This window comes from Pectobacterium aroidearum (genome assembly GCF_015689195.1).
GTDB lineage: Bacteria > Pseudomonadota > Gammaproteobacteria > Enterobacterales > Enterobacteriaceae > Pectobacterium > Pectobacterium aroidearum.
This window is the reverse complement of record NZ_CP065044.1, coordinates 993,053-1,019,669: the sequence shown is the minus strand read 5'-3', so window position 1 is coordinate 1,019,669 and position 26,617 is coordinate 993,053. Positions and strand designations below refer to the sequence as shown.

Sequence of the window (26,617 nt, the reverse complement as noted above, 5' to 3'; positions counted from 1 at the left end):
CGTATGCCTGTGGCGTCTCTGGTTTCAAGGCTGTCAGACCTGCTCTGTGAGCAGGTCGATATCAGTGAATATTGTGAGAATTAGCGGGAATAGTACGAGAATTAGCTGGAATAGTACGGCCCTTTTTGTACCGATTCACGCAGCTTAAGTTCACCGGTGAAGGGCTGTAGCGGTTTGACGTCTTTGCCCGCAATCAGATCCAGCACCTGCGTAATCGCCGTGGCCGCCATTTCTTCAATCGGCATATAGACGGTGGAAAGTGAAGGGTGCAGGTAGGTGGCGCAGGGCTCATCGTCAAAGCCGAAGACGGAGACATCCTGCGGCAATTTTTTCCCCGCTTCGTACAGCGCCTTCATCGCGCCAATCGCCATGTGATCGTTGCTGACAAACAGTGCGCTAAAGCTGATGCCGTTATTCAGCAATTGCTTGGCAGCCTGATAGCCGCTGGCGACCATGCTGGTTCCGTGTGCCACCCGACGCGGGTCAACCTCGATGTGGTGGTCGACTAAGGCTTGCTGATAGCCCGCGAGCCGCGCCCGTGCCGTCGGCGTTTGCATCGGTGCGGTGATGCAGGCGATCTCGCGGTGACCTTGTTCGATCAGGTAATTCACCACCTCAAATGCGGCCTGCTGCTGACGGAAGAAAATGCAGCGCTCTCTCGCCTGCGGCAGATCGCGATTCATCACGATCATCGGAACGGTCAACGTATTCAGCAGCGTCATGAGATCCGCTTCGGACATATAGCGGGTATAAAGAATAATGGCATCACACTGTCTGTCAGACAGCAGTTGTACCGCGCGATGCTCATCTTCCGGCGTGTCGTGCCCGTCGGTCACGATGAGGTGTTTACCGTTGCTTTCCGCGATATCCGTCGCGCGGCGTAGCAGACGGCCAAAGTAAGGCCCGTCAAAATTAGAGATAACGAGGCCAATGCTGTTTGACGTGCGGCGAGCCAGAGAGCGAGCCAGGAAGTTAGGGCGATAGCCCAGCTCATCCATTGCCTGAAATACCGCATCCCGTGTTGCCTGCTTGACCTGACCGGTGCCGTTTAGCACGCGGGAAACGGTCGCTTTAGACACCCCTGCACGTTTCGCCACTTCCAGCATGGTTTTCATGGCTGCACCTTAATTGAGTATGATGACGGGCTGACAGCGCCTATCCATCCCTGTTACGAACACCATATGTCATGTTACCACAGGCATATTGTTGGATTTAACGTCCGGTGCTCGTTTCTCAATCAGATTTTTGTCAGTTTTGTGATGTAGCCATTTCTCGCCGTAGTAGGACAATCTCTTCCGCTAGATCCCGGCATAGCATCGCGGTCATCAGATGATCCTGCGCATGCACCATGATCAGATTGACGGGCACCTTTCCTTCCCCTTCGTCCAGGCCGATCAGCCGTGTTTGAACACGGTGAGCCTCACGAGCCGCTTCGAGCGACGCGGCGAGCAGGTCGTCAGCCTGTTGCCATTCCCGTTGGCGCGCGGCCTGAATCGCCATCATGGCGTTTGAACGGGCTTCGCCCGCGTTGATCAGCAGCTCCATCACGGTTTGTTCCATATCGAATGCAGGGAGGTTCTCTGTGTCTTTCATCGTCAATTTCCTTCTCGCTGTCAGGGATCGATTCTACGTCCACTGATCATTTATGGCATGCCAAAAATCACATTTTCATCATATTGGAATTCCAATATCGTCTTGTGAGAATCGTGTCACAGAAAAATAATTCATTATGGTTGATTTTTGGTATGCCAAACGCGAAAGCGCGGTACCTGCATTTACCCTGCGCGTAACGGCCATCCCGCGTGTTACACGCGATATAACAATATGATGATGAAAGAGGTGGTGTTATGTCATTTAAGGACCAACTGATTGATTCATTGGGCTCCTTTGCCAATAAATTTAACAGTCTGCGTTACATTATGGCGATTAAGGCATCCTTTATTACGCTGATGCCCGTCATTATCGTCGGGGCGTTCTCCGTTCTGATTTCCAACATGGTGATGGATCCGAAAAATGGTCTGGCCAGTTTTTCCATGTTTTCTTTTCTGGCTGAACTTAAACCGATTATGAGCGGCATTAACTATGCCACGCTCAGCTTTCTGACTATCGGTGCCGTCTTCCTGATTGGTATCGAACTTGGGAAGATTAACGGTTCACGCGGGCTGTTTCCCGGCCTGCTGGCGGTGATCTGTTTTATTGCCGTGACGCCAACCACGATCGAAATGGCCGTCAACGGGCAGATGATGGTGGTGAAAGACGTGCTGGCGAAACAGTTCTCCGATACGAAGAGCCTGTTTCTAGGGATGTTTATCGCCATCCTGTCTGTCGAGATGTATACCAAGCTGCAAAATGTCGATCGGCTGCAGATTAAAATGCCGGACAGCGTGCCGCCCAACGTCGCGGCCTCTTTTTCCGCGCTGTTTCCTTCCATCATCACGGTTGTCGCTATCGCCACCTTCGGGTTTGTGTTTCACCGCGTGACGGGCATGTATCTGTATGACGCCGTTTATAAAGTTGTACAGCAGCCGCTGGAATCCGTGGTGCAGAGCTTGCCCGGTTTACTGGTGCTGATGTTCGTCGCTCAGTTGTTCTGGGTGATCGGGATTCACGGCAACCAGATGATTAAGCCGATTCGTGAACCGCTGCTGCTGGGGGCGATTGCCGTCAACATGACCGCGTTCGAGCAGGGGCATGAGATACCGAACATTATCACCATGCCGTTCTGGGATGTGTACATGAGCATCGGTGGTTCCGGCCTGACCATTGGCCTGCTGCTGGCGGTGATGATTGCGTCTAAACGCAAAGAGATGAAAGAGATCGCCAAAATTTCTTTCGGCCCCAGCGTGTTCAATATTAATGAGCCGGTGATTTTTGGTATGCCGATTATGCTCAACCCGATTCTGGCTATTCCCTTCATTATCACACCGTTAGTGACGGGCACGATTGGTTATTTCGCCACCAGTATGGGGTTTGCGGGTAAAGCAGTGGTGATGGTGCCGTGGACAACGCCGCCGATCATTAACGCCTGGCTGTCGACCGCAGGTTCAATGGGCGCGGTCGCCACACAGATCGTGTGCATCATGGTGGCAACGCTGATCTATCTGCCGTTTGTCAAAGTCGCGTCCCGTCGTGCCGAGCTGGTGCAGTTGGAAGCGGAAAAACAGACCGCAGCGGAAAAAGCCTGAAAGGGACGAGAAGAGAGGTAATGCATGAGTAAGGTTGCACTGACTATTCCACCTGATTTCATTCTGGGCGCGGCGGCGTCAGCATGGCAAACGGAAGGGTGGAGCGGCAAGAAGGCGGGGCAGGATTCCTATCTGGATCTCTGGTACAAGCAGGATCGTCAGGTTTGGCACAACGGCTACGGTCCGGCAAAAGCGACGGATTTCTTTAATCGCTATCGGGAAGACGTGGCGCTGATGAAGCAGGCTGGGCTGACGCACTACCGTACGTCGATCAACTGGTCGCGCTTTATGCTGGACTATGAGAAAGGCGTGGTGGATGAAGAATACGCGGCCTATATCGATAACCTGCTGGATGAGATGCACCGGCAGGGGATCGAACCGATGATCTGCCTTGAACATTATGAACTGCCCGCCTGTCTGCTGGAGAAGTATCAGGGCTGGTCATCCAAGCAGGTGGTGGAATGGTTTGTGCTATACGCCGAGGCGGTTTTTTCCCGTTATGCCGGAAAAGTGAAGCGCTGGTTTACCTTCAATGAGCCGATTGTGGTACAGACGCGCGTTTATCTGGACGCGCTACGCTACCCTTATGAGCAGAACACGCACACCTGGATGCAGTGGAATCACCATAAGAATCTGGCGACGGCGAAAGTGGTGCAGCGTTTTCGGCAGAAAGGCTATCACCGGGATGGCGGCTCGATCGGCGTGATCCTCAACCCCGAAGTGACGTATCCACGATCCCGTGCTGTGCATGATGTGAAAGCCGCGCACCTTTACGATCTGTTCTATAACCGGGTTTTTCTCGATCCGGCATTAAAAGGCGAATATCCGGCGGAGCTGGTGGCGCTGCTGGCACAGCATCAGGTGCAGTGGGATTACACGGAGGAAGAGCTGGCGATCATTCGGGATAACACGGTCGATGAAGTAGGAATCAACCTGTATTACCCGCATCGGGTCAAAGCACCCAGCCGTGAGTGGAACAAGGAGACGCCGTTCCATCCGGCCTATTACTACGAGCATTTTGAGCTGCCGGGGCGTCGTATGAACACCTCGCGCGGCTGGGAGATCAATCCAAAAATCATTTACGACATGGCGAAACGCATGGAGCATGACTACGGCAACGCGCCGTGGTTTGTGGCGGAAAACGGCATCGGTATTGAGAACGAAGCGCGCTTTAAAGACGACAAGGGGGTGATTCAGGACGATTACCGCATCGCCTTTATTGCCGAACACCTTTACTGGACGCTGAAGGCGAAGGAAGAGGGGGCAAACTGCCGCGGCTACATTCTGTGGGCGTTTACCGACAACGTCTCGCCGATGAACGCGTTTAAAAACCGCTACGGATTGATCGAAATCGATCTGGAGCAGGATCGGCAGCGGCGGCCGAAAAAATCCGCTGCATGGTTTCGCCAGCTACACGACACGCGTCGGCTTGAATTGACGCTGGATGATGAAGAGAAATAGGTGCAGATAACCAAAATGAGGAACGGAATATGAAAAGAATCGTACTGGCTTGCTCGGCAGGCATGTCGACCTCACTGGTGGTCACCAAGATGGAGAAAGAAGCGGAAAATCGGGGGATGGAACTGAAAATCTACGCGATCCCCGAACAAAATCTGCGGGATGAATTGCAGGAGTTCAGCAGCGATATTATTGCCGTTTTGCTGGGGCCGCAGGTGCGCTTCAAGCTTAACGAAAATAAAAAGCTGACGGACAGCTACCAGATTCCTATCGCGGTGATCGACCCTGTCGCCTACGGCACATTAAATGGCGCAAAAGTACTGGATCAGGCGCTGAGTTTGGTAGACTAATGCCCCACCGCGGCGTCAGTACGCGGCTGGATACATTCGGTGTGGGCCTGACGTCCGGCCCACACTCAGGGCGACAGTGCATGTAGGGTGAAAGCGTGGCGAAGGATGTGGTTCTGCAAGAGAAGAAGCAATATCAGGAAATCGGCTGTGATTTGCGTCAGAAGATCCAGTCAGGGGATTACCCCGTTGGATCGCGCCTTCCTCCTGAACGAAATATTGCGGAAACCTATGGCGTTAGCCGGACGATAGTGCGCGAAGCGCTGCTGATGCTTGAGCTGGAAGGCACGGTCGATATTCGTCAGGGCTCCGGGGTGTATGTCCTGCGCATTCCCGATGAAGATGACACGGCTGATGGCGCTAAAAACCATATCGGCGCGTTTGAAATGCTACAGGCACGTCAACTGCTGGAAAGCAACATTGCGGCGTTTGCGGCACGCATGGCGACGCGGGCAGATATCGAAAACCTGCGCAAGACGCTGGAGCAAGAGCAGGCGGCGATTGCCGGAAAAGATTACCGTGGTGATTTCGATCGCTTGTTCCACCTGCAAATTGCCGGGGCGACACAAAACCAGATGCTGCTGGAGACGGTCAGCAATATCTGGGCGTGCCGCGACGATAACGCGCTCTGGCAGCAGCTTTATACCCACGTCGGGACGCAGGGCTATCGCCTGAAATGGCTGGCGGATCATCAGGCTATTCTGGCGGCGCTGCGGCGTCGCGATGTGTCCGGTTCTTATCAGGCCATGTGGCAGCACCTCGAAAATGTCAAAAATACGCTGATGGAAATCTCTGACGCCGATGCCCCGGAGTTTGACGGCTATTTATTTGATTCTGTGCCGATTTTTCAGGGGAAGCTGGTGTAATCATGGCGGACATTTCTGGGGTAAGCATCGTTTATCTGGCGGATTATCCTCAGCATCAGGAACAGGTGATTGACTGGATATGGCAGGCGTTCGGCAGCCAGAACAGCCGTGACTTCTTTGCCAGCGTGGTACGCAATAGCCTGAACCCTGCGGCGCTGCCGCTGACGTTTATCGCGCTGGAGGGTGAGCGCTTAGTCGGAACGGTAGGGCTCTGGCGCTGCGATTTAATCAGCAGACAGGATCTGACCCCTTGGCTGGCCTCGCTGTATGTGGAAGAAAGCCAGCGTGATAAAGGGTTAGGCATCGCGCTGCAACAGCACGTACTGGACTTCTGCCGCCGTCGGGGCTTTGACGATCTCTACCTGTACGCCACGTTTAGCGGCTATTACGAAAAACACGGCTGGCGTTACATTGGCGATGGGTTGGATTACCCGGATAAAGCCGTGCGGCTGTATCACCAGCCGCTGTAGGTGGTCCCCTTGGTCATGTTTCTATGCAAATTCAGAGGCAGTTTCGTGCGCGATAATACCGTTATTTTCATGCTAGCTCGTAGCACGCGCCCGACACGGGACGGCTTGTATCTTATCCCATGTGGTGATTAGCTATCCCCACATGGGACAGAGAGAGTTTCAACGGGCGGCAAAGATAAACCTTGTGATTGAGTTAAAACCCTCTGTTTCACCTTTCACGCCAACACTGACATTGAACGGTTACCAAGAGCATTGAATTGACTCTGAATGTACAAGCGGAACGGGCGTGACGGTTTCTGTGAAAGGGGAAATCATTATGTATTACGTCGGTATTGATATCAGTAAACGTTTTATTGATGTGTGCTTATTGGTTGATGGCATTAAAGGTAAGCGTAAGACAAAAGTTTTACCCAATGGCACAAGCTCGACAGAATCTCTGGCGCAATGGTTAGCGTTGCAAAAGTGCGAGCCCGTTCAGGCTCATATCATAATAGAATCCACCGGTATTTATCACGAACACCTGGCCTATGGTCTCCATCAGGCTGGTATTCTGGTGTCCGTGATAAATCCACATCGGATACGAGAATTCGCCAAAGGAATGGGGATATTGACCAAAACGGATAAGGTTGATGCTTATGTGCTTGCCTGTTACGGCTGCTTAAAACAACCGGATAGCTGGGCTCCCCCTTCGGAAGCAGTAAGGAAACTCAAGGCATTGCTACAGCACAGGGATAATCTGCTGAATGATAAACAACGCATAGAAAATCGTCTGAACACGCTAAAATCCACAAGACCTCCAGAAGAAATTTTGGGGTCATTGGAATCGATTGAGCAAAATTTAAAGGACGAACTGGCAAGGATTGAGCGTCTGATCGCGGAGCATATAGATAAGCATCCTAGGCTAAAAAATGACCTGACACTTCTGAAGTCGATTAGTGGTATTGGTGAACAAATCGGATGGAACATGCTAGCAATAATCCGAAGCAATAACTTTAGGAGTGCAGAACAGGTGGCCTCATATCTGGGGGTTATCCCTGTTGAACGTCGCTCAGGCAGCTCGGTACGTGGTCGGGCAAGGTTATCAAAAATAGGGCCACCAGGCATTCGGGCAAAACTCTATATGGGTGCCATAGCTGCCATCAGCCATAATCATCATGTAAAAGCGCAGTACGAACGGCTGTTGCTAAAAGGAAAGTCGAAGATGTTGGCAATAGGTGCGGCGATGAGGAAATTGGTTCATCTATGTTATGGCGTACTTCATACTCAGCAACCCTATGATAAAAATTATGGGATAGTAACCCATTAAAATGCTTGACCGGCAACACGGTTACTCAAGCGCCGCTCGCCCCGTGACCCCAGGCTTAAGGCTAAATTATGCCGCTACGCGGTTCCATCGGTACTCTTGACCGCTAACCGAGCCGCCAGTGACGCGTTCCCGACGCGGCACTGGCTTTCGCGGCGTCCATGCCGCTCACTCGGCGGCCAAGCCCACCGATGCATAATTTTTACGCCAGATAACGGCAAAACCCATTAGTAAGTCGTAGCGCTTCCACTGTGCAGAGGAGAGCTGAAGGGAATATGGCATCAGAACGATGTCCAGTCACCTTCACCGGCTGTGGCCACGTTCTTACCCGGCGCGGCCAGCGCGGGTTGCAGGGCTAACGTGGGCGCTGCCGCTGGCGTACGGGCGAGCTGATGGCTGTTGCCCAAGCGGAACTGGCTGACCGTCTCGGCCAGCTGTGCGGCCTGCTGTTGCAGAGACTGCGTGGCGGCTGAGGCTTCATTCACCAGCGAGGCATTCTGCTGGGTCGTCACTTCCATCTGGTTAACCGCAACGTTCACCTGCTCAATCCCCATCGTCTGCTCATTGCTGGCAGAGCTAATTTCGCCAACCAGATCGCTGACCTTACGCACGCCGTTGACGATATCCTGTATCGACGCGCCCGCCTGTACCACCAGCCGGTTGCCCGCTTCCACTGTCTGAACGGAACGGTCGATCAGCTCTTTGATCTCTTTAGCGGCAGAGGCGCTACGTTGTGCCAGACTGCGTACTTCACTGGCGACCACGGCGAAACCGCGACCCTGTTCTCCCGCCCGCGCAGCTTCTACGGCGGCATTCAGCGCCAGAATGTTGGTCTGGAACGCGATGCTGTCGATAACGCCGATGATATCGACGATCTTCTTCGATGAGGAATCGATCGCGCCCATCGTTTCCACCACTTCCGTCACCAACTGTCCACCCGATTGCGCTTGCTGTGTAGTCGATTGTGCCAGTTGGTTGGCCTGACGCGCGTTATCAGCATTCTGTCTGACCGTCGAACTTAACTGCTCAATGGAGGCGGCGGTTTCCTGTAGCGCACTGGCTTGCTCTTCCGTGCGGCTGGACAGGTCGATGTTGCCTGCGGCAAGTTGTGAAGATGCGCCGGCAATCGATTCGGAACCCTGACGAACTTCGCCAACAATAGTGCGCAGACGCACCGTCATGTCTTGCAGGGCATGCAGCAGTTGGGCGGCTTCATCGCGTCCTTCCGGCTGCACGTTATGCGTCAGATCGCCTGCTGCGACGGCCTGTGTCGCACGTACTGCCCGCGCGAGCGGTTGCACGATACTGCGTGTGAGCACCCAGGCGATCAGGACGCCGATGATGGCACTTAGCGCGCCCGTGACGGCGAGGATGAGATCGCCACGGCTGGCGCCAGTGTTGATGTCTTGCCCCATTTGGTCGATGCTGGCGCGCTGATGGTCACGCAGCGCTTCCACGCTGGCCAGATAGCCGTTGGAAGCCGGAACGAACTCGTTGTCGAAGAGCGCTCTGGCGCGATCGAAATTGCCCGCGCCTTTTTCCGTGATAATCGCATCGCGTTTTTTAATGTAGGACTGACGATATTCGCCAACTTTATCGAATAACGCTTTTTCTTCTGGCGTAGAGATCAGGCTGGCAAAGTCCTCCTGTCGTTTACCGCTTTCTTTACTGGCGCGGGTGTTTTCCGCCGCAAATAGCTCAACCAGCGAATCGTCATTGCTGCGGGCAACCGCCATACTGCGCTGGACGCCAGCGACGAGCGTAGCATGCCAGTCCGATGCCAGCCGCTCCTTGCGCAGCGGTTCTTGCATCATCTGTTTCGTACTGCTGGACACCTGGTTAAGTTGATAAATGCCGCTGGTCAGCATGGCCAGCGAAAGCGCAATAAGCAGGCCAAAGCCGCCGGCCAGTCGGGTACCTATTTTGTAGTTCTTCATTATTCGTTATACACACCTGGTTAAATTCAGCGTCTGCCCCATGCAGACTCCGCGATCCTACTCTTCACTTTCTGATTGATTCTGTTGAAAAAGTGGACTAATGCCCCTGTGTTTGCGTGGTCATTTACCCATAAAAAACCCGGAAATGTGAGCGGGCGGGAGAATAGCGAAAAAACGGAATCGGAGAGAAAAGGAACCTTTAGGGGAAAATAACGGCATTTATCTGGTGAAAGGGCGGTGAAAAGGCGGTTGCCTTACATGATTCGCTAGAATTTTACAGTTGGTTGCACTTATAGAATAACTCTTTCGATTCATCGCTGGTGAAGATAAGTGGCGATCCTTAGAGTAACAAGTCCCAGAGGTATTGATTGGTGATATATCGATGTGCTCTGTACATTGAAACCATTTGATTACACCAACCTACGCGGATGCGTAGGTTTTTTTTTGCCTGAATTTCCCGCTTTCGTTATCTCCAGTGATTTTCATGCTATGCGAATGATGTGCCGACGGCAATCTTCGCGTTCAGCCGCGTACCCATCACTTGAAGTATGATATGTATGTAGTATTTTGACGTATCGCCTGGTGGTTTTGCGCTTCAGCAAACCGCCCGTTTATCTGTCTATTGGGAGAAGGCATGATTCATACCCTGTTACGTTGGGTGTTCCAGCGTCTGTACCGCATCCGGATCGAGGGCGACAGCAGCCAGTTTCAGCAATCCAAATTGCTCATCACCCCCAATCACGTCTCTTTCCTTGATGGTGCCTTGCTGGCGTTATTCTTACCGATAAAACCCGTCTTTGCGGTGTACTCCTCGATTTCCGATCGCTGGTTTATGCGCTGGCTGAAGCCGTATATCGACTTTGTGCCGCTGGATCCCACCAAACCTCTGGCGATCAAAGGGTTGATCAAAGTGATCGAACGCGGCCAGCCCGTCGTGGTTTTCCCTGAAGGACGCATCAGCGTCACCGGATCGCTGATGAAGATTTACAGCGGAGCGGCGTTTGTTGCGGCGAAATCCGGAGCAACGATCATCCCCGTGCGCATTGATGGCGCTGAGTTCACGCCGTTTGGCCGGCTGGCGGGCGTGTTTAAACGCCGCTGCTTCCCGCAGATTACGATCACGTACTTGCCCCCTACGACGCTGCCTATGCCGGAAGCCGACAGCGCCAGAACGCGTCGTGCGCTGGCCGGTGAGCATTTGCACCAGATTATGATGAAAGCGCGGATGGAAACGCGCCCGCAGCACACGCTGTATGAAGCCTTTCTGGCAGCGAGAACCCGTTACGGACGACGTTCCCCTAGCATCGCGGATATCTCCTTCAACGAAGACAACTATCAGGGCTTATTGAAAAAATCGCTGGGCGTGTCGCGCATTTTGCAGCGTTTCACCCGTGCGGATGAGCATGTCGGTATGCTGTTGCCCAACGCGACCATTACGGCGGCATCGATCCTGGGCGCATCGCTGCGTAACCGCATTCCGGCCATGCTGAACTACACCGCTGGCGCCAAAGGGCTGCAAAGCGCGATGAAAGCGGCGGGCATCAAAACGATCGTCACGTCTCGCCAGTTTCTTGAAAAGGGCAAGCTGACGGATCTGCCGAAGCAGGTCAGCGAAGCCAACTGGGTCTATCTGGAAGATTTGAAAGACACGGTGACGCTAGCGGATAAGCTGTGGATCCTGTTTCATCTGCTGTTTCCTGCCCGCGCGATGCTGCCGCAGAAACCCGATGATGCGGCTATCGTGCTGTTTACCTCCGGTTCCGAGGGGAACCCGAAAGGCGTCGTGCATTCCCATGACAGCCTGCTGGCGAACGTCGAGCAGATTCGCACGGTAGCGGATTTCACGCCGCGTGACCGCTTTATGTCTGCACTGCCGCTGTTCCATGCGTTTGGCCTGACGGTGGGATTGTTAACACCGCTGATAACGGGCGCTCGCGTATTTCTTTATCCTAGCCCGCTGCACTATCGCATTGTGCCGGAGCTGGTTTACGACCAGAACTGTACCGTGCTGTTTGGGACGTCTACGTTTTTAGGCAACTACGCACGCTTTGCCCATCCGTATGATTTTGCTCGTTTGCGCTATGTGGTTGCCGGGGCTGAGAAGCTGTCTGAAACGACGCGTCAGGTCTGGCAGGACAAATTTGGTATCCGCATTCTGGAAGGGTACGGCGTGACCGAGTGCGCGCCGGTGGTGGCGATCAACGTGCCGATGGCGACGAAAATCCATTCTGTTGGCCTGCTGTTGCCGGAAATCGAATCGCGCTTGATTACGGTGCCGGGTATTACACGCGGTGGCCGCCTGCAACTGCGCGGGCCGAATATCATGAAAGGCTACCTGCGGGTGGAAAACCCCGGCGTGCTCGAAGCGCCAGCGGCAGAAAACGCAGAAGGTGAATTGCAGCAGGGATGGTATGACACAGGTGATATCGTCGAACTGGATGAGAAAGGATTCTGTACCATCATCGGGCGCGTGAAGCGTTTTGCCAAGCTGGCGGGGGAGATGGTGTCGCTCGAAAGTGTGGAACAGCTGGCGGTGAAGGTATCGCCGGAAGCGCAGCATGCCGCCAGTGCGAAAAGCGACAGCAGCAAAGGCGAGGCGCTGGTGCTGTTTACGACAGACAGCCAGATTACCCGTGACGTGCTGCTTGCACAGGCTCGCAGTAGCGGCGTGCCGGAGCTGGCCGTGCCGCGTGATATTCGCTATGTGAAAGCCTTACCGCTACTCGGCAGCGGCAAGCCTGACTTTGTCACGCTGCGCCACATGGCCGAAGAGCCTGTCACTAACGCATCGGAGCAGAGCGCATGAGTCAACAGACTGAACCCGCGACACCTTTGCTGTCGCGCAGTATGAACGCGGTAATTATCGCGCAGTTCTTCTCCGCGTTTGGCGATAATGCGCTGTTGTTTGCCACGTTAGCGCTGATCAAACAGCTGGTGTATCCCGACTGGAGCCAGCCGTTTTTGCAGATGGGCTTTGTCGCCGCCTACATCATTCTGGCACCGTTTGTTGGACAAATTGCGGATAGCTTCTCCAAAGGGCAGGTGATGATGTTCGCCAATACCCTGAAGTTGGCGGGCGCGCTGCTGATTTGCGTCGGCGGGAATCCGTTTCTGGGGTACACGCTGGTAGGGGTTGGCGCTGCGGCTTATTCCCCAGCGAAATACGGCATTTTGGGTGAGATCACGCGTGGCGACCAGTTGGTCAAAGCGAATGGGCTGATGGAAGCCTCGACTATTGCGGCGATCCTGACCGGTTCAGTCGCAGGCGGCGTGCTGGCCGACTGGAATATTTACGGGGCGCTGTCGATTTGTGCGGTGGCTTACGGCGTGGCGTTGGGGGCGAATATGCTGATTCCTCGCCTCAACGCGGCACGGCCGGGACAGCCGTGGCATCCGGTGCAGATGGCGAGCAGCTTCTTTTCCGCCTGTCGGGTGCTGTGGCGCGATGGTGACGCCCGGCTCTCGCTGGTTGGCACCAGCATGTTCTGGGGCGCAGGCGTGACGCTGCGCTTCCTGCTGGTGCTGTGGGTGCCGCATGCGCTTGGGATTACGGACAATGCGACGCCGACGCTGCTTAACGCGATGGTGGCGGTGGGCATCGTGGTGGGAGCTGGCGCAGCGGCGAAGCTGGTGACGCTCGATAGCGTGCGGCGCTGCCTGCCTGCCGGGTTCCTTATTGGCGTAGTGGTGGTGATTTTTACACTTCAGCATAACCTCATGAGCGCCTATTCCCTGTTGATTCTGCTGGGAGCGCTCGGAGGGTTCTTCATTGTCCCGCTGAATGCGCTGTTGCAGGAGCGTGGGAAGGCCAGCGTCGGTGCGGGTAATGCGATCGCCGTACAGAATTTGGGTGAGAACGGCGCTATGCTGTTAATGCTTGGGCTCTATTCTCTGGTGGTGAAACTGGGCGTTTCGGTTATCGCTATCGGAATCGGCTTTGGCGTCTTGTTTGCGCTGGCGATTGCGCTGCTGTGGGTATGGCTGGTTCTGGCTAAGCGCCGCGATCGTTCCGCCGGTGCGGAATAAACGAAATAGGAAGGGTAGCAATGAGTCTGATATGGCATGACTGGGATGTGGCAGATCTTAATGTGTATTCGCTGCATGACATATTGTCGCTGCGCAGTCAGGTCTTCGTGGTTGAGCAAGCGTGCCCTTATCTGGATATTGATGGCCGCGATCTGGTGGAAGGCAATCGCCACATTGCGGCCTATCGCGACGGCAAGCTGGCCGCGTATGCCCGCCTGCTCGCGCCTCATCCGAACAATGATGTGGTGACTATCGGGCGTGTGATTGTCGCGCCACACGCCCGTGGGCAACATCTGGGGCATCAACTGATGGAACACGCGCTGATTGCCTGCGCACGCCACTGGCCGCAAAAACACCTTTTCCTGTCCGCACAGGCTCATCTGCAAGCGTTCTACGGCGCATTCGGCTTTGTGGCGACCGGCGAAGAATACGACGAAGACGGTATTCCGCATATTGATATGTTGTCGGCATTCTGAAGAGTATTGAGTGTGCATCGGAAGGAATAGATGCTACTGCGTAAAAAAAACCGGCTAACGTCTAACGTATAGCCGGTTTTTTGTTGTTTGACGGTGAGTTAGCTAGCGGCGTGGGAAATTGTGCTACCGAGTTTTTGCACATCTTGGCCAAAGCCGCGCGTGGTGTTACAGCCGCTCAATGCTGCCGTGACCAGCAGCGCCACTACGATCGTTGTTATACGTTTCATCATCGTTACCCGCAGGTGGTTGATAAACAGGGCAATAAACAGAATGCGATAGATTTCTACTGTGGCATAACCGCAGGTAAAAATTCAATCCTCGTTTAGTGTGAACCGGCTGATATTGTTTGAGATTATGTTGCTGCTGATGTGTAGTGGCTCAGGCTTGATTTGGTACGGGTACGGAGCTGAACTTAATTTTGACAGGTAGCCCTGTGTCAGGAACGGACATAGATATCATGTGTAAAGAGAGGGGGAAATTTGATTTGTTTATAGTGGTGAGTGATTAGGATAAACCAGGGCAAGAAATCATCTGTATGGAGATTGTTTGATGAGTTGCGAGCAGTGCCTAGAGCTATGTGTTAAATACGTTATCCGTCAACCTGAACAATTACGGAAGGCAATCCGTATTGCGAAGCATGCTCTCAGCGAAGGGATTCTGACCGAAATTAAAGCAACTGATGATTGGAACCAATACAGCTTTCATGAGTGTGCTGAAAAGATGATATGGGGCGATATAGTTGATTATCATTTTGTATGTAAGCATTGCGGAACTCAATTCGTATTGGGAGCTGAAACCTACCATGGCAGTGGCGGCTATTGGTTGCCCGAGAATGAAAAACCATCTGCTATAATGGACTAGCTTTTGTTCTTAGTTCCCAAGAATCGCAGCTGTGTGCGGATTCGTGTCAGGAACTGATATCAAGGTCATTTATTATCTCACCTTCGCTAGGATTGCTCTGAACAATTCGATGGCCCTCCAGATGTCGTCCTGTGTATCACCATCCCAATCAGGTACTGTGGCTAACTCAGCATTGAGTTCCTTTATTCGGATATGGGCTTCGACAACTTCATCCCTTTGGCATTTTGATGCGATACGAGATATTGCCGTCGCTGGGAGGTTGGAGTAGGGTGAAAAGGTGGTATGCTCGGCGGCAATTAGTTTTTGTAATTTACTCATATGGTCGATGTACCCAGAGCAGTAATTGGGGTAATAAAAGCTACTCTACATGGTAATTATTCCTGACCCCAGAAGCTAAGAAAATAGTCGAATCTAAAACATCCTCTCCTACCTCACCGGAACCAATATCGCTTGGATTCTTGCCAAGATCCCTGCCAAAGGTCAAAACGCTTTAGTTGTTTAAGTTTGTGTAGAACGACATCTTCACCCACGGATGAGAGACTTCGCTCCGGAATTGAAATACCAAAAAGGTCTTCTGCAACCGGGAAAATTTCACATTCTGACGTCAGTAAACCCAAAGCTTTCTCTATCTTATTACGCTTTGCTTTTACAATTAATTGGAGTCCCATCAGCGTTTAAACTCCACAATGGCTACCTGCTCAAGCGCGTGGTTGACCTGGCTCAGGACCACGTCAGGTATTGATTGGCCTCTGATATCATAGACGACTCGGCAGGTTCGAATGTGCGGTGGAAGCTGTGATAGCCCGTAAGATATTCTGGCAAGATTATACGCAATACTGAATTGTATAGATTCCGGAGATGCCAAGCTGTGGTTGGCTACAAGGAGAAACTCTCCGCGTTCTTCATTTATAAATTCCGGGGTAAACATCACGCCTCCCTTTTATTGTCTTCACCAATTTCTATTTCTTGAGCACCCATATCGAGGTGTGTTCCCTATGCTAATCGAGACAAGGATACGTAAACTAGTATTGCTGTACACCAAAATTGTTATTGGGAGAAAAACGGCAGGCCGATGTAGAGTGTTCTTGGATATATCTGGTCATTCTCCTCCATAAATATTCCAGCAATTTAACGTCCGCGCCTCGCTCATTACAGCCAATCCGATGCGATTGTGCTCTGTCCTATCCAGCCTCTAGGTCGTGTTGCGCCTGTGGTGTTAGCTTGATTTTATCGGGTGGCTGTTCGCGTCCTGTTTCTGATTTTTTGCAAGAATTCATCTTTATTCCACTCCTGTGGCTCTCCGCTGTTTATCCCTTCAGCGATTAACTGACGCAGCGTTTGCAGGTCTGACTCCGCCTGTTTTTCCCGTAGCATTCTCAGCGCTTCCCGAATGACTTCACTCTGCGTGCGGTAATCACCGGATTCCACCAGCGATTCCACGTAATGGCGAAGTTCATCTCCAAGGTCAATTGTCATGGTTCTGGCCATCATGCCTCCGGTACTCAGATGTAAGATTTATTCTTATCAGAAGCCTGTAGCGTACTTAACGATGACATCGTCGTCCAGCACAAGGAAAAAGGATTTTCACGCTGTGTGCAAACGGCGCGTGATGGAAAAGGGAGGCGGCTCGACATAAGCGCTGTAAGCCTTGCAAAAGGAGAGATAGGGTGAGAAGCAATGGGCAGGTTTACCAGAAAAACCTGCCCACGGAATGATTACTCTTCTTCCGCCAGAAACAGCTCGAGCAGGGAGTTCAGAAACAGTTTACCGTGTTCGGTGATTTGCCAGTGCGTGGCGGTTTCCGTTAGGTAACCTTGTGCCAGCGCCTGATCTAACTGCGGGCGAATGCTGTGCTCTTCCAGCCCCGTGTACGCCGTGAAATCCGCGCGTGGCGCGGCTTCCAGTAGGCGAAATCGGTTCATGAAGAACTCAAATGGCCGATCGTCGTTAGCAACCTCGTGCTGTTTATCCAGATACGTGCCCTGCATATAGCCGCGCGGATGGCGAACTTTGACCGTGCGCAGAATGCGGCCGTCGCTGAAGGTCAGCTTGCCGTGTGCCCCGCAGCCAATTCCCAAATAGTCTCCGAAGCGCCAGTAGTTCAGGTTGTGCTGACACTGATAGCCCGGTTTAGCATAGGCAGAGGTTTCATATTGCTGGTAACCGGCGGCGCTCAGTAGCGCGTGGCCCTGCTCATAGATGTCCCACAGCGCGTCGTCGTCTGGCAACGTCGGCGGGCGCGAGCTAAACAGCGTATTGGGTTCGATGGTGAGCTGATACCAGGACAGATGTGGTGGATTGAGCGCGATGGCCTGACGCAGGTCGTCCAGCGCTTCGTCCAGCGATTGATCCGGTAAGCCGTGCATCAGGTCCAGATTAAAGCTGCGTAATCCCAGACCGGTCGCCAGGTGCGCAGCGCGCTTGGCTTCGTCCGGGCCGTGAATACGCCCTAAGCGCGTCAGCTTTTGTGGATCGAAACTCTGCACGCCGATGGAGATACGGTTAATGCCTGCGCGTTGATAGCCGCTGAAACGATCGGCTTCAACCGTTCCGGGATTGGCTTCCATCGTAATTTCGGCATCCGGTGTTAGCGGAATTCTTGCCCGAACGCCGTCGAGCAGCGCCTGCATCGCTTCCGCGCTCAGCAGGCTGGGCGTACCGCCGCCGATAAAGATCGAGTGTAGTTCACGACCGCTCGCCAGCGGCAAATCGGCATCCAGATCCGCCAGCAGGTGATCGACATATTCCTGATGCGGCACGTCGCCTTTCAGCGCGTGAGAGTTGAAATCGCAGTACGGACATTTCTGTACGCACCACGGAATATGGATGTACAGGCTGAGCGGGGGAAGCTTAAGCATTGCGTAGCGCATCCAGCAGCAAGCGCAGCGCCTGACCGCGGTGAGACTGCGCGTTCTTCTCTTCACGCGTCAGTTCTGCTGCCGTTTTACCCAGTTCAGGCACGAAGAAGATCGGGTCATAGCCGAAGCCGCCGCTGCCTGCCGCCTCATGCGTCAGTACTCCTTGCCAGCTACCGTGGCAGACAATCGGCGTCGGGTCTTCCGCATGGCGCAGATATACCAGAACACAGTGGAAGCTGGCACGGCGTTGTTCATCCGGTACGTCTTTTAATGTCAGCAGCAACTTGTCCAGATTTTGCTGGTCGCTGGCATCCACGCCTGCGTAGCGTGCCGAGTAAATGCCCGGCGCGCCACCCAGCGCATCGACAGCCAGACCAGAATCATCGGCAATCGCCGGTAGCCCTGTGATGTGCGCCGCATGACGTGCTTTCAGGATGGCGTTTTCGATGAAGGTCAGGCCGGTTTCTTCGGCAGAATCCACGCCCAGTTCGGTCTGCGCCACAATATCCAGACCGAAATCGGCCAGCAAGCTGGCGAGCTCGCGCACTTTACCGGGGTTTCCGGTAGCCAAAACCACTTTTTGCATCGTCTTGTCCTGCGTGTTTATTCAATGAAGTCCGCGACGTCAGCCGGGATGTGTTGCGGATGGGTAATTCTAATCTGTTTATGCCGCCCGAGTTCGCCTTTTTCAATCACGACCAGACTCTTGGCGACCCGAAACTGTTTGGCGAGAAATTTGGTCAGATGGGCATTGGCCTGCCCATCAACCGGTGGTGCGGTAATGGCGACTTTCAGTTCGTCGCCATGCAAACCCACGATCTGATCCCGGCTGGCTTTCGGCTGAATATACAGCCGAATCACCAGCGCATCGCCGTGGCGGGTAATCGCACTCACAGCAGGAACCACAGCCCCGGGAACAGGTCCATGCCCAGATAGTTGAGCATATACAGAATCAGAATGACGGCCATCGCAGAGAAATCAATGCCGCCCATGACCGGAATAATGCGACGGAGCGGCGCCATTAGCGGTTCGGTCAACTGATGCAGCAGATACTCAATAGGGCTACGGCCCTGACTGACCCAGCTCATGATGGAACGGATGATGATGACCCAGAAGACCAGATAGCCGGCGGATTTTATCAGCGAAATGAGCCCGACCAGCAGGTTCATTGGGCTGAGGGAAATCGCGCCAACCTGAATCAACAGCAGTAACGGGTATTTGATCGTCGTGAGAATAAAAGCCAGCAGCAGCGAGGCGCTGTCAATCGGCCCTAATGACGGCAAAATGCGGCGCAGCGGCCCGACAATCGGCTGGGTGATTTTGACGACAAACTGCGACAGCGGGTTATAGAAATCGCTGCGTGACCACTGCATCCAGATGCGTAGCAGCAGGACCATTACATAGAGGTCGACCAGCGTTTTGACCAGAAAAGTCAGGGTGAGCATAAGTACGTCTTTTCCTTATAAGATAAAGAATCGGGGAATCCGCTTTGGTTAAAAAAGCGTTTCCATTTCCTGTGCGCGAGCAATCGCCGCCTGCATGGCCTCAGCCACGGTTTGCGTCAACTGCTGTTCGTTAAATACCCGCAGGGCTTCTGCCGTGGTGCCGCCCTTAGAGGTGACATTCTCCCGCAGCGTTGACAGCGCCGTATCGGGGTTGGCTTCAACCAACGCGGCGGCGCCCGACGCGGCCTGCTGCACCAGCAGGCGAGCCGTTTCCTGGCTGAACCCCTGACGGATGGCTTCCTGCTGCATGGCTTCCATAAACAGGAAGAAATAGGCCGGTGCGCTGCCCGCTGCGGCGATCACGCCGTTAATGCCCGATTCGCTATCCACCCAGCAAATTTTACCGACGCTCTGCATCAGCTGTGCGGTGAAATCTTTATCAGCCTGACTGACGGAGGCGGGGGCGTACATCCCACTCATGCCTTTTCCGACCAGAGACGGCGTATTTGGCATAATTCGTACGATATTCAGCGGTTCTCCCAGCAGTGCCTGGAAACGCGCGATACTGATGCCTGCCGCAATCGAGAGTACCAGTTTACCGGAGAAGTTGACTTGTTCATGCAGCGGTTCGCAAACTGTTGCCATCATCTGCGGTTTGACGGCCAGAACAATGACATCCGCTTCCTGAGCGCAGCGGACATTGTCTGCGCTGCTGATCACGCCGTATTGTGCAGCCAGCGCATCGCGGTTCTTACCCGAAGGCGCGCAGACGCTGATATGTTGAGCGGAGTAACCGCCGTTGACTAATCCGGCGATAATGGCCTGCGCCATGTTTCCGGCACCAATAAACGCTATTTTACGTTGCTGCATCTGCATCCTCGTTGCTCACCTGTTTGTCAAAGATGACGTGCCGTTCAGGGCGTGCCTCTGCGGTTTATGCGCTTTTGGCTGATGGTTTGGTTATACGCTTTTTGCTGCATAGTCCCGCGCGCCAAAGATTGCCGTGCCAATACGCACCAGCGTGCTGCCAGCGGTAATCGCCGCGCGCATGTCGTCCGTCATCCCCATAGAGAGTGTATCAATATGCGGATAAGTTGCGGACAACGTTTGGAACAGTGCTGCCATTTGTTTGAAAACGACCAACTGCTGTTCATAATCGGTTTCCGGTGCAGGGATCGCCATCAGGCCACGCAGGCGCAGGTTGGGCAGCGCGGCGACGCTGGCGGCGAGTTCCGCCAGTTCATCGACCATAATGCCGGATTTGCTCGGTTCGCCGCTGATATTAATCTGCAACAGAACGTTTAACGGCGGCAGCGTGGCCGGACGTTGTTCGCTCAGACGTTGCGCGATGCGCAAACGATCTACGGTATGAAACCAGTCAAAATTCTCGGCCACCAGCCGACTTTTGTTTGACTGTAACGGGCCGATAAAGTGCCATTCCAGCGGTGTATCCGGGTGGTTTTCCTGGAAATAATGAATCTTCTCCACGCCTTCCTGAACATAGTTCTCGCCAAACGCCTGTTGCCCTGCCGCGATGGCTTCTTCGATCGCGCTCACAGGTTTGGTTTTACTGACTGCAAGTAGCGTAATGTCTTCTGGCGCACGCGCGCAATGCGCAGCGGCGGTGGCGATTTGTTGCCGGATGTCCTGTAGATTCTGCTGGATTGTCGTCATGGTTATTCAGGAGGTTAATCTATGGAATTGGATGAGTGGATAGCGCGTAGTGTAAAACATAATGCCTCAGATCTGCACCTTTGTAGCGGCCATCCGCCAGTGTTACGTGTCGATGGGCGGCTACAGTCTGAAAATACCTTACCACGTTTAACGTCAGAGCAGGTGGCACAATGGTGCGATGCCTGGCTTGAACCCGCTCAGAGAGAACAATTGCGGCAGTTTGGTCAGATAGACGGCGCGTTAATGCTGCCTGATGGGCTGCGTCTGCGGGTAAATGTGTTTCGTCAGCGAGAAGGGCTGTCCGCGGCGCTGCGTATTATCCCGTCCGTTCAGCCGTCATTGGACGGGCTACATGCGCCACCCGTTCTGTCGACGTTGCTGGAGAAACCGAACGGGCTGATCCTGATTACCGGAGCGACGGGGAGCGGTAAATCCACGACGCTGGCGGCAATGCTCGGGGCGTTAAATGACAGTCGCGATCGCCATGTGATTACGCTGGAGGATCCGATCGAGTTTATCCATGCCAGCCGGCGCTGCCTGATTCAACAGCGAGAGATCGGTGCGCACAGCGCGTCTTTTGCACAGGCGCTACGGGCCGCCTTGCGGGAAGATCCCGATGTGATTCTGCTGGGGGAATTGCGCGATACGGAGACGATTCGGCTGGCGCTGACGGCGGCGGAAACCGGTCATCTGGTGCTATCCACGCTGCATACGCGCAGTGCATCGCAGGCGGTCGATCGTCTGATTGACGTCTTTCCTGGTGAAGAGAAAGCCTATGTTCGCAGTCAGCTATCCACCTGTTTGCAGGCCGTGGTGACGCAAAGGTTGTTGCCTTCTGCACACGGCGGCCGCATTGCGCTTTATGAAGTACTGACGGCGACAGCGGCAGTCGGCAACCTGATTCGGGAAGGGAAAACGTATCAGCTTCCCGGCCTGATTCAAACGGGAACGGCTGCGGGCATGCAAACGTTCGAGCAAAGCTACCAGCAGCGCTGTCGGGATGGGCTTATTTCACACAATTGCGCCCTTGCCGTTTAGCCGCATAGAGGTTTGCATCGGCTAACTGAATCCAGTCCTCAACGGAAGCAAGATCGGAACGGTAAGCGGCGATGCCTGCGCTGATCGTGAAATGCAGAGTCTGGCGATCGTATTCCAGCGTGTGCAGCTCAATCGCTTTACGAATACGCTCAATGGTCATCATCGCCGTTTGGTAAGAGATATCTTTTAACAGGATGATGAACTCCTCACCGCCGAGGCGGGCGACCAGATCTTCCTGACGCAGCGACATGCGCATGAGCACTGCCAGCTCTTTGAGGACCGCATCGCCAGCCAGATGGCCATATTGATCGTTAATGTTTTTGAATAAATCGATATCAATAATGGCCAGACAGCTTTTATCCGTCTGCTGGTTTTGCTGATTGTGGAGAAAAAAGGCATTGGCCTGTTCGAAGAAGCTGCTGCGATTCGGCAGGCCAGTAAGAAAATCATGCCCCGCGCTAAAGCGCAGTGAGGCTTCTATCTGTGTACGCTCATCTTCCAGTGAACGCGCGTGAATGATGATGCCAAGCGTCTTCACCAGCGGAGCCAGCAGCTCGATCATCGTTTGATCGTAACCTTCCCGGCGATTGGCCAGCGCGATCATGCCAAGCGCTTTGCCGTTGTGGGTGATAGGAATACCAAGCAGGGAATACAGTGCGGGGTGGATGGGCGGGAGATCCCGTCCTGCCTTTTGCCTCAGCAGGTTATTGGTGCACACCACCGTATTGTGGGTCACCACGTGACCAAACAGATTATCCAGTTTACGGATCCTCAGGCCGCCGTGGGTTCTGCGCTGGTTTCTGTACCAGTTCAGGGTTTCTTCATCCCAGGTAAGGTTGGATATCGCGGGAAGGTATAGCGACTGGCCGTCTTCGTCTTCCTGCAACGTGGCAATGAAGCCAAAGGTGCTGTTGGTGACATTAAGCAGTCGCTCAAAGACTTTGTCGCAGGCGGAAAGCAAATTATGGTCGAGGAGAAAGCTGTCGTGGACTGACAATAGGATATCGAGAATGATGCCTTGCTGATGGGCTTTCTTTTCGGTTTCGACGTTTTGCGTGATGTTGTGGGCATATTTAATGATTTTTCGCACATTGCCGTCACTATCCATGATCGGACTGTAGGTCGCTTGTATCCAGTATGAATGGCTGCCTTTGCCCAGTCGATGGAATCGTCCGCTGATGGGGTGGCCGCGGTGTAAGGTTTCCCAAAATGTTTGATACTCTGTTTGTTCAGTATCAACAGGGTTGCAGAGGAGACGATGGTGCTGACCGAGTAAGTCTTTTTCCTCATAGCCTGTCAGCACCAGATAATGTTTATTGATATGAGTGATATAGCCATCTTTATCAAACTCAATGACGCCTTGGGCGTTCTCAATCGCATCTAACCGTGCACGATGTTCTGACACGAGAAGTTTTTCCTGCGTAATATCCGTTGCCAGTTTTATGATGCCGATATGTCGGCCTTTGTCATCGATAATTGGCGTATAAGCCGCATGGAGCCAAATAATTTCTCCTTTTTGGGTTTTTCGCTGGAATTCCCCTGCGTTGATATTTCCTTTAACCACATCGTGCCAAAAATGATCGTGTTTTTTACGTTGTGCTTCTGGCAGAAAAAACGTGTGATTTTTCTGAATAATATCTTCTTTTTTATAGCCTAGCATTTTGCAAAAAAGAGGATTGGCCTCAACCAGTTTCCCTGCCAGATCGAATTCGGCGATGGCATAAATGGAATCAAGTGCGTGTAGTTTGGCTTCACTGTCAAACCTGGTAATCAAATCAACTGACTGATTATTCATGTTTATCTCTGCCTATATTCTTTCTGTCTTTATCCTTGATTCGCTCTTATCAGAAGCATCCACGTTATCATGGTGCTATCTGGCGTGTTATCGGGCGATTGGTTGTCCCTTTTTGGTACGCGAAAATCAATGGAACGAATTAATAAAATAGCGTGCTATTAATTTAATTAATAATTGTTTTATGTTGATATAATTAATGGCAGAAAACGTATGGCGAATGCTACCAATAACAAATATCGTTCATTGTCTTTTTATTCAATGCGTTGAGGAAGTTGTGTTGATCGGTTTTACGCTGAAACCTTATTTATACGCCTATATGTAAAAACAGAGAATAGCGTTAAAAAAATAATACTCAAATTATCCGGAAGTATACCTATGAAATAAGTGTGTTAAGACGGAAATGGGTTCCTGCTTGTTCCGTTGTTTATTGATTTTTTAAAGGAGATGGAGTAAACAGGGGACTCTCTGTGGGGAATGCCTGTGGTCGGCGATGGAAATGACCACAGGCGGTGTAATATACCAGCGATTAGGAAAGACGAGGTTCTACCTGAAACAGCGCCATAGATCGCATGAGCTGCTGAGATTGTTGCTCCAGTGACTGCGTGGTGGCGGATGACGCTTTAACGAGCTGCGCGTTATGCTGAGCGACCTTGTCGATTTGCGTGAAAGCGACGTTAACCTGTTCGATACCGCGATGTTGCTCTTGTGTGGCGGTGGAGATATCTCGCATCAGTTGCGTAATACGGATAATTTCGTCGGTCACTTCATCCATGGTTTCACCCGCTTTAGAAGCTAACTCAAGCCCTTCGGACACGCGCGTCTGGGAATCCAGAATCAGCGAACGGATCTCTTTTGCGGCCTGCGAGCTATGCTGCGCCAGATTGCGTACCTCTCCGGCGACGACGGCAAAGCCTCTGCCTTGTTCGCCTGCGCGAGCGGATTCAACGGAGGCATTCAGCGCCAGTATGTTGGTCTGGAACGCGATCCCGTCAATGACGCTGAGGATGTCATTGATGCGCTTGGCGCTGACGGCGATCTCCTGCATTTTCTCGATGACGTAACAGACGGACTCGTTGCTGCGGCTGCTGGTGTTCGAGACGTTATTGGCGAGTTGATGCGCAAGTTCGGCGTGGTCGGCATTCAGTTTCACCGTGGCGCTCAGTTGCTCCATGCTTGCTGCCGTCTGTTCCAGTGCGGCAACGGATTCTTCAGTGCGCTGGGCAAGCTGGGTGTTTTCTTCAAAGAGCTCGCGACTGCCGAGATCGATTTGTGTACTGGCATCGCGCACCTGGCTTACCGACTCCAGCAGCGCACCCTGCATGCGGCCAATGGCATCGTTGAGTCTACCCAGTTCGTTGTCTCCACCTTGAATCAGGCGGCGGGTCAGGTTACCCGCGGCGACCTGCTCCAATTGCTCAATGGCATAATCCAGCGGTTTGAGCAGCATGTGCCGCAGTGCGATCCAGGCTAATGCAACCAGCGTGACAGACAGCAGGCAGGCAATGGCAATGAGCAGCAGCATCATGTTCTCATTACGTTCGGATTGTGCCAGACCCTGTTCGGACAGCTGTTGGGCATACTGACGAAAGTTTTGAATTGATAAATCAAAGGCTTCACTCAGCGGGCCGAGCTGTTTTTCCAGTACGTCATAATATTCGTCGGTATACTGTTTTTGCAGCGCGCTCAGCATCGGTGTCATACCCTGCTGAAAATAGGCCTGATAGGTTTTCAGCACCTCCTGCGCCAGCGCCTGCTGCTTCGGATCGGCATTGGCTGATTTGATCACGCGGTTAATGTCTTCCTGCGACTGGTTGAGGTGCTTCTCTACAACCCCGGTTTCCTTCGCCCCATCGTCCAGCAGGCCGATTTCGATTTTCCTGACGGCGAGCGTTGCCGAGGCGCGTGCGCTGAGCGTTTGGTTATAGCCGCTCATCAGGTTGCCCAACTCAATACCCTGAATCTGGTTTTGTGCCGTCAGCGTTTCCCTGTCTTTCTTAATGGCAACCACGCCCATGCCGCTAACGATAAGCAGCAACAGGGTGGTTAACAGCAATAGTGTTAATAAGCCGGTACGAATAGAAATATTTTTCAACCTCATGGTGTCCTTTTCCTTACGCCGCCTTTCGTGGGGGATAGCCCAGTCATCAATGGATATGGTGTGTCCAACAGAAGAGAATACGTTATCTGTGTTGCGGTGAGATAAAATTAAAAAGATATGGCTGGCGTAAGAAAGAGGATGTGGGGGGAAGAGCGTAGCCAGGCGGTTTCTTTCAACGTGGGTTTCTCTTGACACATAAGGGTATAAATAATTAGCCGTAGCGTTTACGCCTGGTTTATTATCTGTCAATAGCATTGGTTTTTCAGGGGCGTACTTAATATGCCCATTAATGATACCCAGAGGTATCCGAGGTTTATGTGCAGTTAACAAGTTTTACGGATTATGGCTTGCGGGCGCTGATTTATATGGCATCGCTGCCGGGCGGGAAAATGACCAGCATTTCTGAGGTAACGGAAGTGTATGGCGTGTCTCGTAATCATATGGTCAAAATTATCAATCAACTTAGTCGTGCTGGGTTGGTGATGGCCGTGCGCGGCAAGAATGGCGGTATCCGTCTTGGGAAACCGGCAGAAACCATTCGAATTGGCGATGTTGTGCGCGAACTAGAGCCGCTTACGCTGGTTAACTGTAGCCACGAGTTTTGCCACATCACGCCGGCCTGCCGTTTGAAGCAGGTGCTTCAACAGGCGGTACAAAATTTCCTGCAAGAGCTGGATCAATACACGCTGGCTGATATGGTCAAAGAAAACCCACCGCTTTATAAATTATTGTTGGTTGAATGAGTTTTGTTCAGCCTCCTGCTGATGACAACGGAGGAAC

Annotated in this window: 27 protein-coding genes; 12 read left to right on the top strand and 15 right to left on the bottom strand. The window is 52.9% G+C overall.

From position 1 onward, the window contains the following. Positions 1-101 precede the first annotated feature (101 nt). Together I2D83_RS04560 and I2D83_RS04555 are read right to left on the bottom strand one after the other, a co-directional pair. Positions 102-1,115, bottom strand: a complete 1,014-nt coding sequence (locus I2D83_RS04560; protein ID WP_194431012.1) for a LacI family DNA-binding transcriptional regulator — start codon at positions 1,113-1,115, stop codon at positions 102-104. Between the two features lie 133 nt (positions 1,116-1,248). Next, positions 1,249-1,593, bottom strand: a complete 345-nt coding sequence (locus tag I2D83_RS04555; protein ID WP_015841609.1) for a PTS lactose/cellobiose transporter subunit IIA — start codon at positions 1,591-1,593, stop codon at positions 1,249-1,251. A 254-nt stretch (positions 1,594-1,847) separates the two neighbouring features. Here I2D83_RS04555 and I2D83_RS04550 point away from each other — a divergent pair, with 254 nt between their 5' ends. The 6 genes from I2D83_RS04550 to I2D83_RS04525 all read left to right on the top strand — a co-directional run bounded on the left by I2D83_RS04550 (position 1,848) and on the right by I2D83_RS04525 (position 7,632). Continuing rightward, positions 1,848-3,185 carry a PTS sugar transporter subunit IIC gene (locus tag I2D83_RS04550; RefSeq protein WP_205947626.1) on the top strand — a complete coding sequence of 446 codons (1,338 nt, stop codon included), beginning with the start codon at positions 1,848-1,850 and terminating at the stop codon, positions 3,183-3,185. A 24-nt stretch (positions 3,186-3,209) separates the two neighbouring features. Next, entirely contained in the window at positions 3,210-4,646 is a 1,437-nt protein-coding gene (locus tag I2D83_RS04545; RefSeq protein ID WP_205947625.1) for a glycoside hydrolase family 1 protein, read from the top strand. A 29-nt stretch (positions 4,647-4,675) separates the two neighbouring features. Beyond that, positions 4,676-4,993 carry a PTS sugar transporter subunit IIB gene (locus I2D83_RS04540; protein WP_015841606.1) on the top strand — a complete coding sequence of 106 codons (318 nt, stop codon included), beginning with the start codon at positions 4,676-4,678 and terminating at the stop codon, positions 4,991-4,993. Between the two features lie 95 nt (positions 4,994-5,088). Then, complete coding sequence (locus I2D83_RS04535; RefSeq protein ID WP_180778624.1) at positions 5,089-5,856, top strand: FCD domain-containing protein; 768 nt, start codon at positions 5,089-5,091, stop codon at positions 5,854-5,856. Between the two features lie 2 nt (positions 5,857-5,858). Next, entirely contained in the window at positions 5,859-6,326 is a 468-nt protein-coding gene (locus I2D83_RS04530; RefSeq protein ID WP_182100620.1) for a GNAT family N-acetyltransferase, read from the top strand. A gap of 316 nt (positions 6,327-6,642) precedes the next feature. Beyond that, complete coding sequence (locus I2D83_RS04525) at positions 6,643-7,632, top strand: IS110 family RNA-guided transposase (protein ID WP_205947469.1); 990 nt, start codon at positions 6,643-6,645, stop codon at positions 7,630-7,632. Between the two features lie 278 nt (positions 7,633-7,910). Here I2D83_RS04525 and I2D83_RS04520 read toward each other — a convergent pair whose 3' ends face one another. Then, positions 7,911-9,566 carry a methyl-accepting chemotaxis protein gene (locus I2D83_RS04520; RefSeq protein ID WP_205947624.1) on the bottom strand — a complete coding sequence of 552 codons (1,656 nt, stop codon included), beginning with the start codon at positions 9,564-9,566 and terminating at the stop codon, positions 7,911-7,913. Between the two features lie 634 nt (positions 9,567-10,200). On the opposite strand from I2D83_RS04520, the gene aas reads away from it, so the two are divergent. From aas to I2D83_RS04505, 3 genes are read left to right on the top strand one after another with little or no spacing between them, the layout of a single operon-like run. Beyond that, the gene (gene aas, locus I2D83_RS04515; protein ID WP_205947623.1) at positions 10,201-12,372 is read left to right on the top strand and encodes a bifunctional acyl-ACP--phospholipid O-acyltransferase/long-chain-fatty-acid--ACP ligase; all 2,172 of its coding nucleotides are present in this window, start codon (positions 10,201-10,203) and stop codon (positions 12,370-12,372) included. Continuing rightward, complete coding sequence (gene lplT / locus I2D83_RS04510; RefSeq protein WP_205947622.1) at positions 12,369-13,592, top strand: lysophospholipid transporter LplT; 1,224 nt, start codon at positions 12,369-12,371, stop codon at positions 13,590-13,592. The genes aas and lplT overlap by 4 nt, the downstream gene beginning before the upstream one ends. Positions 13,593-13,612: 20 nt before the next feature. Next, entirely contained in the window at positions 13,613-14,068 is a 456-nt protein-coding gene (locus tag I2D83_RS04505) for a GNAT family N-acetyltransferase (RefSeq protein WP_205947621.1), read from the top strand. 98 nt (positions 14,069-14,166) lie between these two features. On the opposite strand, the gene I2D83_RS04500 is transcribed toward I2D83_RS04505, so the two are convergent. Continuing rightward, positions 14,167-14,295, bottom strand: a complete 129-nt coding sequence (locus tag I2D83_RS04500; RefSeq protein WP_015841598.1) for an entericidin A/B family lipoprotein — start codon at positions 14,293-14,295, stop codon at positions 14,167-14,169. Positions 14,296-14,617: 322 nt separating this feature from the next. Here I2D83_RS04500 and I2D83_RS04495 point away from each other — a divergent pair, with 322 nt between their 5' ends. Continuing rightward, entirely contained in the window at positions 14,618-14,929 is a 312-nt protein-coding gene (locus I2D83_RS04495; RefSeq protein ID WP_205947620.1) for a hypothetical protein, read from the top strand. Positions 14,930-15,001: 72 nt separating this feature from the next. Here I2D83_RS04495 and I2D83_RS04490 read toward each other — a convergent pair whose 3' ends face one another. The 9 genes from I2D83_RS04490 to I2D83_RS04450 all read right to left on the bottom strand — a co-directional run bounded on the left by I2D83_RS04490 (position 15,002) and on the right by I2D83_RS04450 (position 20,906). Continuing rightward, on the bottom strand, positions 15,002-15,247 hold the full coding sequence (locus I2D83_RS04490) for a hypothetical protein (protein WP_182100624.1): 246 nt from the start codon (positions 15,245-15,247) through the stop codon (positions 15,002-15,004). Positions 15,248-15,360: 113 nt separating this feature from the next. Beyond that, the gene (locus I2D83_RS04485; protein ID WP_180778631.1) at positions 15,361-15,597 is read right to left on the bottom strand and encodes a hypothetical protein; all 237 of its coding nucleotides are present in this window, start codon (positions 15,595-15,597) and stop codon (positions 15,361-15,363) included. Positions 15,598-16,156: 559 nt separating this feature from the next. Continuing rightward, complete coding sequence (locus I2D83_RS04480; protein ID WP_015841595.1) at positions 16,157-16,417, bottom strand: type II toxin-antitoxin system ParD family antitoxin; 261 nt, start codon at positions 16,415-16,417, stop codon at positions 16,157-16,159. Between the two features lie 227 nt (positions 16,418-16,644). After that, positions 16,645-17,787 carry a radical SAM family heme chaperone HemW gene (gene hemW, locus I2D83_RS04475; protein WP_205947619.1) on the bottom strand — a complete coding sequence of 381 codons (1,143 nt, stop codon included), beginning with the start codon at positions 17,785-17,787 and terminating at the stop codon, positions 16,645-16,647. Beyond that, positions 17,780-18,373: an XTP/dITP diphosphatase gene (locus I2D83_RS04470; protein WP_014916538.1), complete on the bottom strand. Its 594-nt coding sequence runs from the start codon at positions 18,371-18,373 to the stop codon at positions 17,780-17,782. Before I2D83_RS04470 ends, hemW begins: the two co-directional genes overlap by 8 nt. Before the next feature lie 17 nt (positions 18,374-18,390). Then, positions 18,391-18,681 (bottom strand): DUF167 family protein YggU, encoded by a 291-nt coding sequence (gene yggU / locus I2D83_RS04465; protein WP_010279110.1) that lies wholly within the window; start codon positions 18,679-18,681, stop codon positions 18,391-18,393. Continuing rightward, a complete protein-coding gene (locus I2D83_RS04460) occupies positions 18,678-19,232 on the bottom strand; it encodes a YggT family protein (protein WP_010295003.1) in 555 nt (184 codons plus the stop codon). Before I2D83_RS04460 ends, yggU begins: the two co-directional genes overlap by 4 nt. 48 nt (positions 19,233-19,280) lie before the next feature. Next, entirely contained in the window at positions 19,281-20,102 is an 822-nt protein-coding gene (gene proC / locus I2D83_RS04455; RefSeq protein WP_205947618.1) for a pyrroline-5-carboxylate reductase, read from the bottom strand. A gap of 90 nt (positions 20,103-20,192) precedes the next feature. Further along, entirely contained in the window at positions 20,193-20,906 is a 714-nt protein-coding gene (locus I2D83_RS04450) for a YggS family pyridoxal phosphate-dependent enzyme (RefSeq protein WP_205947617.1), read from the bottom strand. Between the two features lie 21 nt (positions 20,907-20,927). Between I2D83_RS04450 and I2D83_RS04445 the strand changes: the two genes are divergently transcribed. After that, entirely contained in the window at positions 20,928-21,944 is a 1,017-nt protein-coding gene (locus tag I2D83_RS04445) for a type IV pilus twitching motility protein PilT (protein WP_205947616.1), read from the top strand. On the opposite strand, the gene I2D83_RS04440 is transcribed toward I2D83_RS04445, so the two are convergent. Together I2D83_RS04440 and I2D83_RS04435 are read right to left on the bottom strand one after the other, a co-directional pair. Further along, positions 21,913-23,739, bottom strand: coding sequence for a sensor domain-containing diguanylate cyclase (locus I2D83_RS04440; RefSeq protein WP_205947615.1), 1,827 nt, complete (start codon positions 23,737-23,739; stop codon positions 21,913-21,915). The two genes, I2D83_RS04445 and I2D83_RS04440, sit on opposite strands and share 32 nt — an antisense overlap. A 526-nt stretch (positions 23,740-24,265) precedes the next feature. Beyond that, positions 24,266-25,837 carry a methyl-accepting chemotaxis protein gene (locus I2D83_RS04435; protein ID WP_180778637.1) on the bottom strand — a complete coding sequence of 524 codons (1,572 nt, stop codon included), beginning with the start codon at positions 25,835-25,837 and terminating at the stop codon, positions 24,266-24,268. Positions 25,838-26,154: 317 nt separating this feature from the next. Between I2D83_RS04435 and nsrR the strand changes: the two genes are divergently transcribed. Continuing rightward, a complete protein-coding gene (gene nsrR / locus I2D83_RS04430; RefSeq protein ID WP_015841587.1) occupies positions 26,155-26,580 on the top strand; it encodes a nitric oxide-sensing transcriptional repressor NsrR in 426 nt (141 codons plus the stop codon). The last annotated feature ends 37 nt before the right edge of the window (positions 26,581-26,617 follow it).